Source organism: Luteibacter sp. P4_D7_3 (assembly GCF_056401735.1).
This window is the reverse complement of record NZ_JBFUIT010000188.1, coordinates 1-11112: the sequence shown is the minus strand read 5'-3', so window position 1 is coordinate 11112 and position 11112 is coordinate 1. Positions and strand designations below refer to the sequence as shown.

8 protein-coding genes and 1 pseudogene are annotated in these 11112 nt (G+C 63.7%); all 9 read right to left on the bottom strand.

What is annotated here, in order from left to right; genetic code table 11:
* Nucleotides 1-912 (bottom strand): family 4 glycosyl hydrolase (locus tag AC1DSN_RS15055; protein WP_477331416.1); only part of this gene is annotated, 912 nt, incomplete at its 3' end.
* On the bottom strand, nucleotides 890-1837 hold the full coding sequence (locus AC1DSN_RS15050) for a carbohydrate kinase family protein (protein WP_477296043.1): 948 nt from the start codon (nucleotides 1835-1837) through the stop codon (nucleotides 890-892). The genes AC1DSN_RS15055 and AC1DSN_RS15050, both read right to left, overlap by 23 nt.
* Nucleotides 1816-3177, bottom strand: coding sequence for an APC family permease (locus AC1DSN_RS15045; RefSeq protein ID WP_477296042.1), 1362 nt, complete (start codon nucleotides 3175-3177; stop codon nucleotides 1816-1818). The genes AC1DSN_RS15050 and AC1DSN_RS15045 overlap by 22 nt, the downstream gene beginning before the upstream one ends.
* The gene (locus tag AC1DSN_RS15040) at nucleotides 3177-4847 is read right to left on the bottom strand and encodes a beta-galactosidase (protein WP_477331415.1); all 1671 of its coding nucleotides are present in this window, start codon (nucleotides 4845-4847) and stop codon (nucleotides 3177-3179) included. The genes AC1DSN_RS15045 and AC1DSN_RS15040 overlap by 1 nt, the downstream gene beginning before the upstream one ends.
* 2 nt (nucleotides 4848-4849) lie before the next feature.
* Nucleotides 4850-7657: pseudogene (locus tag AC1DSN_RS15035) on the bottom strand (TonB-dependent receptor).
* Between the two features lie 185 nt (nucleotides 7658-7842).
* Nucleotides 7843-8010: a hypothetical protein gene (locus AC1DSN_RS15030; RefSeq protein ID WP_477298557.1), complete on the bottom strand. Its 168-nt coding sequence runs from the start codon at nucleotides 8008-8010 to the stop codon at nucleotides 7843-7845.
* A gap of 253 nt (nucleotides 8011-8263) precedes the next feature.
* Nucleotides 8264-9499, bottom strand: coding sequence for a sensor domain-containing diguanylate cyclase (locus tag AC1DSN_RS15025; RefSeq protein ID WP_477331413.1), 1236 nt, complete (start codon nucleotides 9497-9499; stop codon nucleotides 8264-8266).
* Nucleotides 9500-9609: 110 nt separating this feature from the next.
* A complete protein-coding gene (locus AC1DSN_RS15020) occupies nucleotides 9610-10119 on the bottom strand; it encodes a cytochrome b (RefSeq protein WP_477297506.1) in 510 nt (169 codons plus the stop codon).
* Between the two features lie 13 nt (nucleotides 10120-10132).
* Entirely contained in the window at nucleotides 10133-10726 is a 594-nt protein-coding gene (locus AC1DSN_RS15015) for a YceI family protein (RefSeq protein WP_477331411.1), read from the bottom strand.
* Nucleotides 10727-11112 lie beyond the last annotated feature (386 nt).

Genomic DNA, 11112 nt, shown 5'->3' with positions numbered 1-11112 from the left:
AGCGGCGTAGATATCCACGGCGGCGTCGCCATCGCCGGCGTCGAGGCGCGAGGTCAGTGCCGCCAGCAGGTCATCGTTGAGCCGCTGAATTTCACCGCCACGGCTACCACCCTGCTTGCGCTGGTTGTCCAGAGCACGCTGGCGTTCGTAGTAGAAGAACAGGTATTCGGTCGGGATGAGCCGCAACGTGCGGATCATGTCGAAGTCGAATAGCGGCGCCAGGTAGAGCTTGCGCAACAGCTCGTCGCTGTCGAGCAACCGGTCGATGACCTCCTCGCCGCGCACGCGCACACCGCGCACCCAGCCAAGGTGGTTGAGTCCGACGTAGTCGCACTCGACATCGCTCGCCGGTTCGCCGAGCGCGTGGGCAATGTTGTGGAACAGCTCGGTGGGCGTGTCGCAGATGCCGACAATGCGTGCCTTGCTGTGGTCACTCACCGCCTGCGTGATGAGTCCGGCGGGGTTGGTGAAGTTGACCAGCCAGGCCTGCGGGCTCAAGCGTTCGACCAGCCGCGCCTGCTCGATGGCCACGGGAATGGTGCGCAGCGCCATGGCGACACCGGCCGGACCGGTGGTCTCCTGGCCGGGATAGCCCTGCGCGATGGATGCGCGCTCGTCGGCTGCACGGCCGGCGATGCCGCCGATGCGCACGCTGTTGAGCACGAAATCCGCACCCTCGATCGTGTCCTCCAGCGAGGTAGCGCCACGCAGGCGAAGGTTCCCACCAAAACGGCGAACCACGGCCTTGCCGAGGTCGACCATGATCCGCAGTCGCGCCGGGTCCGGGTCGTACAGCACCATTTCAGCCGCGCCGAGTGCCTCGGCGGCCTCGTTGACGCCAAACACCACCAAGGGCGAGCGGACACCGCCGCCTCCGATCAATGCGATCTTACGATCCGTACGTTTGCTCACGAAGGGTCCTCAATTGGGGGGAATGGGGAAGCGATTGGAGGGCGCCGGCCGCGGTCGTGCACAGCGCGCCGCAGATGCAGCCGCGCTCGACACACCCGTCGATGGACTCGCCATCGAGCAGGCCATCGATGACGCCCGCGTCGAACGCGTCGCCGGCACCGGTGGAATCGAGCGCAACGATACGAGGCGCAGGCACGTGGCGCAGGCCGCGCTCGTCGGCGATCCAGGCGCCGCTGGCGCCCTGTTTCATCACGGCACGGCCGATGCCGGCGCCGATCGACCAGGCTTCGAACGACGAGGGTTCTTCATCGCCGCTCAGCAGTGCGGCTTCCTTCGCATTGGGAAGGAACAGGTCGACGTCGCGAAGGCTCGACCGGTTGGCGGGATCACGCAGCCAGCCGGGGCTGTAGCCCACATCAAGCGATGTCGTGCAGCCGGCCTGGCGCAACAGCGGGAGCAAGGTCCCGGCCAGGTCGCGGGGCAAAGGCATCGCGAAGTGCACGTGGCGTGCGGCGGCAAGGTCGGCAACGATTTCCGGCGATGCAAGCAACTCAGGAAGCGCGCGGTTCACGCCAGGGTACGTAAAGAACGAACGGTCCTCGACCGTGGAGACGCTGACCGTGATGCCGGTGCCGTCGCTACCGATCCGGATGCCCTCCATGCTCACGCCGAACTCGCCAAGGCGGCTTTCGAACCAGTCGAGGTCGGCCTCGCCGATCAAGCCCACCAGGCGTACGCGACGGCCCAGCCGCGACAACGCGCAGGCGGTGTTGATCGCGCCGCCACCGAGCTCGCGCAGGTAGTTCTCGGCGATAACCTCCTCGCCGGGGCCGGGCCATGTGGGAAACCCGCTGAACACGTGGTCGGCAAAGATCTCACCGACCACGGCAACGTCCCACGATTTCAGGGTTGCGGGAATGGCCACGTGCGGGACCTCCGTGCTTGCCACAGGAAAAGAAGGGTGCCGGCGAGCACCGCACCGACGGCGGTGACGATGGACGACGTGCCCGCCGTCGCCACGAGGTAGAGCCAACCGATGACGCTCACGACGATCGGCAACGGATACAGCGGCATACGGAAGACATCCGCGTCGGCGCGGCGCTTGCGCAGCGCGACGACGGCGAAACATTGCGCGATGTACTGGAACAGGATCTGCGTGACCATCAGCGTGGCGATCAGATGTTCCAGCGAGAGAAAACACGCCGCCGCCGAGGTCACGCCGACGAACAACAACGACACCGTGGGGAAGCCTCCACGCGGATGCAGCCGGGCAAACACCGCGAAAAACTGACCATCGGCCGCCGCCGCATAAGGCACGCGCGAATACCCCAGCAGGATCACCAGGGCAGAACCCCAACTGGCGAGCAGGATCAGCAGCACCGCCAGCGTACCGCCCGTGTGTCCGTGGATGGCCTGCATGAAATCCGCGACGACCGCTTTCGAATGTGCCGCCTGCTCCCAGGGCAACACGCCGAGGATGCTGAGGTTGAGACCGAGGTAAAGCACGGCCACCAGCGGAATCGAGACGAGCACCGCCATCGGAATGGTGCGCCGCGGTTGCTTCACTTCGCCGCCCAGCATGCAGACGTTGTTGTAGCCGCCGTAGTCGTAGACCGCGATCAATGCGACCGCACCCAGCCCGAGCCAGAAGCCGTGCGACGAGTCGACATGCGCCTGGAAGAAGTGACTGGCGATGGCCATATCGAAGTGCGTGATCCCGCTGAACACGATCCACGCACAGGCCACGACCACGATCGCTGTCACGAACACGGAAAGCCGCTGGATCTGACCCACCTTGCGATAGAGCACGGCCGTGTTCACCAGGCAGAGCCCCGCTGCGAGCAGCGCCCTCCCCGTCTCGCCCAGCGACGGGATGAGGAAGCCGGCGTACTGGGCGAAGCCGACGGCGGCGCTGCCGATCGACAGCGGTGCGGTGAGCAGCGTCTGCCAGAGGTAGAGGAAGCCGAACAGGCGCCCCGCCTTATCGCGACCGTACGCCTCGCGCAGGTAGTGGTACGGCCCGCCGGATTCGGGGATGGTGGAGCCGAGTTCGGCCCAGACCAGTCCGTCGCACAGGCAAAGCAGTGCGCCGGCGATCCAGCCGAGCAGGACCGAGGGGCCTGCCAGCGCGGAGAGTGCGATGGGAATCGTGACGAACGGACCGATGCCGATCATGTTCAGCACGTTGGCCGAGAGACCACCCCAGAAGCCGATCGCACGCGGGGGCTGGGTAGGCACGCCGGGCTCGCTCACGCTGGCGCGCATCAGGCACTCCTCGAGGCTTGCAGACTGTCGGCGGCGGTAACGACGGTCGCAGCCGATTCATCGGCGAAACCCCGCAGCCCCCGAATCCAACCATCATCCAGAGGAATCGGCCACGCCTCGACCTCGTGCAGCGGCACGTCATCGATCGACACTGGCCCGATCAGACCTTTGTGCTCCCCGATACGCGGGCCAAAGTTGATGTGCCCGAAGGTGTCGACAAGGACCTCGAGCGTACGTGTCGTGGCACCTGCGGACGCGTCCGGCAGCACCACATCGGGCTTCGAGTTCAGCGCCGGATGTTCCACGCGCGACACCAACCCCACTTCGTGACCATCGACATGGACAACGGCGTAATCGCGCACGTTCTCCAAGCGCAGCACCCGGCCCTTGTCGAACTGTTTCCGGTAAACGACAAGCCCCTGGTCCTGGCCGAACAGAATCTCGTTCGGTCCCGGCGATGGCAGGGTCACCTGCTTGCCAGGCAGGTTGTCCCACAGTGATGCGAATGGTAGCGGCGTCACCGGCGCGAAGGTCGCCGAAGGGGGTGCAGGTGGTAATGCCGGCGGCGTCACGCGCGTGGCATCCGCGATCACACGACGCAGCCGCGCGTACTGATCCGTCGGACGGCCACGCTCGTCGACGGGCGCGCCGTAGTCGTAGCTGGTGATCACCGGCTGGAACTGCGAACCATCGTCTTCGGCGTTCGAGCCTGCGGTAAGCCCAAAATTCGTGCCGCCGTGCACCACGTACAGATTGAACGAATAGCCGGCACGCATGATGTGGCGCAGGGTCTCCTCATAGTCCTTGGAAGCGAACGTCGGCTCGCCCCAGTGGGTCAGCCACCCGGGATAACCTTCACCCACCCATACGGGCGACTCGCCAGCAAAGCCCCTGCCCTTCAACAGATCGGGCACGTCGGCGCCATCGAGCCCGAGCGCCGATCCCTTCGGATACGCCTTGCGCCGCTGCAGGTCCTTCAGGCCATCCGACACCGAGAACGGTCCATCCACGCCGTGCTCGCGCCAGATGTCACGCAACGCATCGAGATAGCCGATGTCGTCGGCGAACATTGAGTATTCATTCTCTATCTGCAGCATCAATACCGGACCGCCCGCTTTTGCCATCAGCGGCACGATGCGCGGCGCCAACGCGGCGACGTAACGCCGCACGGCCGACATGTACCGCGGATCGTCCCGCGTGCGCAGCCGCGTGTCGGGGTCGCGCAACAGATAAGCCGGTAGCCCGCCGTTGGTCCATTCACCGCAGATGTACGGGCCCGGCCGCAGGTAGACCCACATGCCCTCCTCCGCGCACAAGCGGATGAAGCCAGCGACATCCCTGTTTCCGCTTTCGAAGTCGAATACCCCGGGCTCGCGCTCGTGGTGATTCCACATCACGTAGATCGCCACGGTGTTGAGCCCCATGGCCCGGGCCATACGGATGCGATGGCGCCAATGCTCCTTAGCGATCCGTGCCGGATGCATCTCCCCGCTGTGCACGCGGAACGTCTCGCCGTCGAGCAGGAACTCACGCTGGCCGAAGCTGAAGGCATGCGGCCGTCCGTCCGGCCCCACCGGGGCGAGGGCCGGGGCAAGCGACGCCGCCCACCCGCGGCCGGCGAATGCCAGCGGGGTGAGCAGCGACAGGGCAAGGAAACGGCGTCGTTGCATGCTCAGAAGTTGTACTTCACGGTCAGCAGGGTGGTCCTTCCCGCATCGACGATATCCGAATTGGCCAGGCTGTTCCTGCCGATGTGCGACCAGTACGAATACTGCTTGGTCAGGTTGCTGACCTGCAGGTCGAACTGCAGGCCGTTGGACATCGCATACCCGAGATGCAGGTCCACGCGACGAATCGGCCGGATCCACAGGTCGTCCCACGGACTGTTCTGGTTGAGGAAGTCATAGGTCGACAGGTAAGAGCCGGTGTAGTGGTAGCTGAGGTTCACCGAGAAGCCGTACTTCTCGTAGAACAACTCCGCGTTGGCCATGCGCTGCGGAGCCGACTGCAGTCGCTCGTTCTCGAATCCGTCGCGCCCAAGGTCCACCTTTGAGTTCTGTCGTGTCGCGTTGACACTGAAGCCCATGCCATCGAACGGTGCCGGCAGGTTCTGGAACTTCTGCCGATACGTCGCCTCGAGGCCGACGACGCGACCATCGCCACCGTTGGTCGGCGTCTTGGTCAGCACGGTACCCACGCCCGAGGTGTTCGGGTCGGCCTGGCCGCCGCCGCTGTCGTAGATGTAGTTGCGCAGCTTCTTGTAGTAGCTGGCCAGCGAGACGTAACCGCCGTTCTGGGTAGTCCACTCCGCCCCGAGGTCCACGTTGGTGGCCTTGATCGGGCTGAGGTTGGGGTTGCCGGTGGTGATCGTGGTCACCCCGTCGGACACACTGATCTGCGAGCCGCCACCCAGCTGCACGAACGCAGGACGCGTGTAGCTCTGCCAGATAGCACCGCGGTAGACGATGTTGCCGTCCGGGCGGTAGTTGATGAACAGGCTACCCAGCGGTTCGTTGTAAATGGTGTGGTTGTTGGAGAAGTAGCCCGGCAGCTCGTTGCCGTCGGCGTCCTGCGGGGTGGTCCAGAAGGTGTTGCGAATCGAGGTGTGTTCGAAACGCACACCCGGGATGACCTCCCACGGACCACTCTGGAACGTCGCCATGGCGTAGGCCGCGGTGACGGCCTCGGTGCCACGCATCGTGTCGCAGTTGAAATTGTTGTAGTCGAGCTGGCTACAGGTATCCAGGTCGCCGGGCTGCAGGTTGTTCGCGATCAGCGAAGCGACCGCCGAGCGGCTGATCTGCGGTGTTGTCCAGTCGAACTTACCCGGGAAAATCTGGTTGTAATAGCCCTTGATAATACCGAGATCGTTGAGCGTGGTCGTGCCGTCGTTGATACCGGCTGTCGAATAGTCGCGGTCGGTGAACTCACGCGAGCTGTCGCTGTACTACATGCCGAACTTGATCGACTGCAGCGGACCGTCTTCGAAGTCGTAGCGCAGGTCGAGCTTGGCACCGCCGCGCTTCTGGCCCGAGCGGATGTCGGTGACCTCGCCATAGTCGTTGGCGTACATGTTCTGCAGGTTGTTGACCGAGTTCAGCAGGCCCGGGGTCAGCGACGGATACGGAAAGCCATGACTGCCATAGGTGAGCAGCGAGCTCTGGTTGTACGCGAAGTTGTCCTGCGAATACTTGTCTTCACGGCCGTCGATCTCGACGTGGTTCGGGCGATCGTTACGACCGATGCTCCAGAACACATTGGGCGAGATGGTCCAGCCACCCGCGGTCTTGTCGGCGCCCAACTGGATCGTCGCCAGATCGGCCCGCTCGGGATTGGTTTCGTACCAGAAGCGGTTGGCAATGCGGCCGATGTTCGGACTGTAAACACCCGGCGTGGACGTGGGAACGTAAGTCACGTCCTGCGGCAACAGCTGGTTATACGTGGTGTTCTGCTCGGTCAGCGCATAGGCATACGTCATGCGCGCGTAAGCTTTCAGCGTGGGATCGACGTTCCAGTCGAGCGAAATATTGCCGCCGTAGCGACGCTCGAAGCCGGACGCCACGCCGACATTGGTACCCAGGCTGGTCAGGTTGTGCGCCGGGTCGTAACCGGGCGCATTCTGGCCGTCGGACGTCGCGTGCAGGAAGGCCCAGGAGCCGTCGTTCGAGGCACTTTCCGCCGCGCCGATCTCGCTATTGGCGATATTGCGATAGTCGTAGTAACCACTGACGTACACGCCGAACTGCTTTTCCGAGCCGAACTTGCCCTGCAGTTCGCCGGCAAGGCCACTGCCCAGGCCGCTACCGCCGTAATCCCGCGCACGGCTTTCCACGCGCCCGCTGGTAGTCACGCTGCCGCTGAAATCCTTCTTGAAATCGAACGCGCTAGGCGTGCGAAAGTCGATCGTGCCACCGATGGCGTCCCCGTCCATGTCGGCCGTCGAGGTCTTGTTGAGCACGATGGTCTGCAGACCCGACGGCGGCAACAGGCTGAGCTGCACGCTGCGGCTGTACGGCATGCCCTGGGCGACGTTGCTGCCGTTGACAAGGTTGACGTTGTACTCCGAAGGCAGGCCGCGAACCGAGGTAAACATGCCCTCGCCGCGCGCCGCACCGTCGATACCACCGAAGTAGCCCGAGCCCGTGGTCGTCACGTTCACGCCCGACATCAGGCCCAGCGCCTCGGCCACGTTGTGCACGGCGGTGTGCTGCAAATCCGCCGCGGACAGCACGTCCACGGTGTTGATCGAGTCCATCCGCATATTGGTGGCGTCGTAGCGGTTAGCGACGACACTCAACGCCTTCATCTGCACGGCCTTGTCTGGCTTCGGCGGCGTCGCCTGGCTGTCGGCCGCAGGCTTCGCGGGCGACGTGGGTGGCGGCGGTGCCGGTGTCGCATCCTGCGCAAACGCCGACCCACCGAGTACGGCACATAAGGCCACGGCCAGACACTTCTTGTTGAAACCCCTATCGATACCCACGACTTACCCCCACCCCGAGATGCTTTAGGAAGCACGCGCGACATTGCGCCGCGCGATGCGCAGTTCAGCTGACCAGCGGGTTCGTCGCGCGGCCCGGACGGAATGGATCACACACGCCAGCGTTAGCGGGCGTGCGAAAACATCACGACGGGCGGTTGAACGTGCCGATCAGGACAGACGGACGATCAGCGGGAGGTTTGCGGCGGAGAATAGCCAGCGACGCACTTGCCACGCGAACGCAGGGCGCTCAGCTTGGCACGTGCGAGGATCGGCAGGCCGTCGGCCATGACGAGCGCGAACGGACGACCTGCGAAGGCGCAGCTGGCGTTTTCATGTGAATTGGGGCGACGCATCGTAGCGGTCTGTCCGTCATTCATCGCGAGCTGCGAATCGGCATACCGTGTGGTTGCCGGAAGGGTTACGCGAACGGACGTCCAATCGAACGCCGTGCGTGATGCAAGATATAGCGTACTGTAAAAAGGGCGTCAACTGCCAAAAATGCATAGGCGACAGCTTGTTGCATCGCACCAGTGACGAAAGACGTGCAGACGCAAGAAGTCGCGAAGGCCTGTCAGGCAGAGACGCGCGCCCAGGCGCAGCGTCTCATCACGGTTCGCCCCGGCGACGGCGCCGCACCGTGTACAAGGCGCGGTCCGCTTCGGCCAGGGTCGATTCAACCGACGTCCCGGCCGTGTGCGCCGCGCATCCTGCAGTGAAACCGCACGGCGCGGTATCCGCGCCGACGGCCAAACGTCCGGCGAGTGCATGGGCGTCGCTGATCGCGCTTTTGGGTAGCACGACAAGGAATTCATCGCCGCCCAGCCGGATCACGTAGTCACCGGCACGGACATGACGCTGGAAGAACGTCGCCATGGCAACCAGGACTTCATCACCGCGCTGGTGACCGAACGTGTCGTTTATCGCCTTGAACTTGTCCAGGTCCAGGGTGACGCACGCCCACGGCACGCCGGGTTCGATGCTCTCCATGTACTGGGCAAGAAAGCGCCGGTTGTAACAGCCGGTCAACGCGTCGCGGATCGACCATTCGCGAAGGCGCTGCTCCTGGAGAACTTGTTCGGTGATGTCCTGCGCGTGACCCAACACCTGCGTTTCGCCAGCATGCGTGTCCACCATGTTGTGGTACTGCCATACCCGCTGCGTGCCATCCCGCGCAACGAAGCGCAGGCGACCCGCGTCGGTACCGCGCGCCTGGATGCGTGCCAGATATTCCGGCACACGCGCCGCGTCGCGTGCCGTCATGAGTTGGCCCACGTGCATGCCGAGCATCTCGGCTTCCGAATAGCCCAACGACTGACACGCCGCTGGATTAACCGTCAGCAGCCGGCCTTCGAGGTCATGAGTGCAGATCAGGCCGAGGCTATAGGTGAACAGGCTGCGGAAGCGTCGCTCGCTGGCGATCAAGGCATCGATGTCCCGGCGCCGCTCGGTGATGTCCTGGAACGCGCCAATCAGACGCGAGGCCCTTCCCTTTCGCTGCTCGACCGCTCCCTGCGCGCGCACCCATATTTGCCTGCCTGTGGCGGTGGTCATGGGCAACTCGAGGTCCCAGCCCTCCCCTTCCTCGATGCCACGGAGCACCGCTGCCTCGAGCACCGTGCGTACCTCAGGGGCGTAATAGCCAATCGCCTCTTCAAGGGTGGGTTCGTGATCGGCCGGCATGTCGTGGATGCGGCAGGTCTGCGCGGTCCAGCGGAGAGTACCGCTTGCCAGGTCCAGCTCCCATCCACCGACCCCTGCGAGCGTTCCGATCTGGTCCAGGAAATCCTCGCTGGTCCGGACTCTCCGGCGAAGCTTCGCGATGACGGACAACTCACGGGGCATCTCGTAATCCCGACAGAAAGGCGTCTGGCGACGCGCGATCCGGGAAGGCTACCTCGAAGATATGAGGGTGGCTAGCTTGTCGCCCGATACGACCTTCTCGCCCGCAACGCCTACCTTCCCATACGCCGAAGCACGCCGTCCCGTTGCACGTAGTGATGGAACAGGGCGGCCAACGTATGCAGCAGGACCAGTGCGGCGAACACATTCGCTGCAAGTCCGTGCCATGCATTCACGCTGAGGATCGTTGCCATATCCTGCTTGCCCGGCACGATCAGAATATTGAACAGCGGAAAGCCATGCACGATGGTATTGGCGAAGCCCAGCGCAAGCACGATCCCCAGTACGACATACAGCCCGACATGGACAACCTTTGCGGCGGCACGCTCGACCGGTGTGCCCACGCCAGGTAGTCGCCTTCCCCGGCGCCATCGCCATGCGATGCGTGCGACGAACACCCCGGTGATGCAGACGCCGAGCAAGACGTGGACCGACCAGATATCGACACGCAACGGACCACGCGCCATAAGCCCCGTCGTGCGACCTATCAGCCACTGGACGGTCACCAGCACGGCAGTCAGCCAGTGCAGGACGATCGAGGGGCGGTCGTAACGTTCTTGCATGGCAATGCTGGGATCAATGAACAAATTCAGTCTCGACAAGAATCGTGACTTCGTCGGCTTCCAGGGGAATCCATTCGCCGACCCCGAAATCCGATCGCTTGAATGTCGCCTCGCCAGAAAAGCCCATGCGTGTCTGCGCGAAGCCGCGATAGACGACCTTCAGGCTGACGGGCTTCTTTACACCGTGGAAATCCAGCACACCATCGACAGTTACGTGATCGCCGACAATCTTCGTTATCGCGGATGTGAAGGTGATGGACGGGTATTTATCGGCTTCAAAATACTTCTCGGCGATTCGCTTGTCGAAGGTCGGGTCACCCGTGCTGACCGACTTCGGGTCGATGGAGATCGCCAGTTTCGAAGCGGTCGCTGACGTGGGGTCGTACGAGAATCCGCCGCTCACGCTATCGAAGCGAAGGGTGTAGCGCGACAGATCCATGTGGGCAAGTTTCGCAGTCACGGACGTGTGATGTGGGTCGAGCTTGTACTCCCCTGCCGCCGCGGCCCTGGGATCCCTGGTTAGATTCAGGTTTTTGTACTGCGACGCGGCGCTCGCGTCTTCCGCTGGCTTCTTATCGGTCTGGGCGATGACGGCGACCGGTGTCACCGAAAGGAATGCCAGCAACGCGGCGGAGGCGATCTTGAGCGGAGTCATCTTTGGGTCCAGTAGCGGGGAGACGGGTCGTCACTGTGACCACCCTAGTCCGTCCGGGCCAAGGCGTCACCCCAACTTTTGGCTGCGGGCGCTCTTATTTCATCCGGGCACAATGCATCAACGGAACGACCCGTCGATGGGATCGCCGTATCATTACCGCCATGAAACGCATCGGCTTCCTCTCATTCGGTCATTGGACCGACTCTCCGCACTCAGCGACCCGGTCTGCGCGCGACGTGCTCCAGCAATCGATCGATCTTGCCGTCGCGGCGGAGCAGATCGGCGCTGACGGCGCTTACTTCCGCGTCCACCATTTTGYCAATCAGCTGGCATCGCCC

What these genes read in the sequence shown, in the direction of transcription:
- AC1DSN_RS15045 (WP_477296042.1), bottom strand. Translation starts at nt 3,177, where the DNA reads ATGCGCGCCAGCGTGAGCGAGCCCGGCGTGCCTACCCAGCCCCCGCGT.
- AC1DSN_RS15040 (WP_477331415.1), bottom strand. Translation starts at nt 4,847, where the DNA reads ATGCAACGACGCCGTTTCCTTGCCCTGTCGCTGCTCACCCCGCTGGCA.
- AC1DSN_RS15030 (WP_477298557.1), bottom strand. Translation starts at nt 8,010, where the DNA reads ATGCGTCGCCCCAATTCACATGAAAACGCCAGCTGCGCCTTCGCAGGT.
- AC1DSN_RS15025 (WP_477331413.1), bottom strand. Translation starts at nt 9,499, where the DNA reads ATGCCCCGTGAGTTGTCCGTCATCGCGAAGCTTCGCCGGAGAGTCCGG.
- AC1DSN_RS15020 (WP_477297506.1), bottom strand. Translation starts at nt 10,119, where the DNA reads ATGCAAGAACGTTACGACCGCCCCTCGATCGTCCTGCACTGGCTGACT.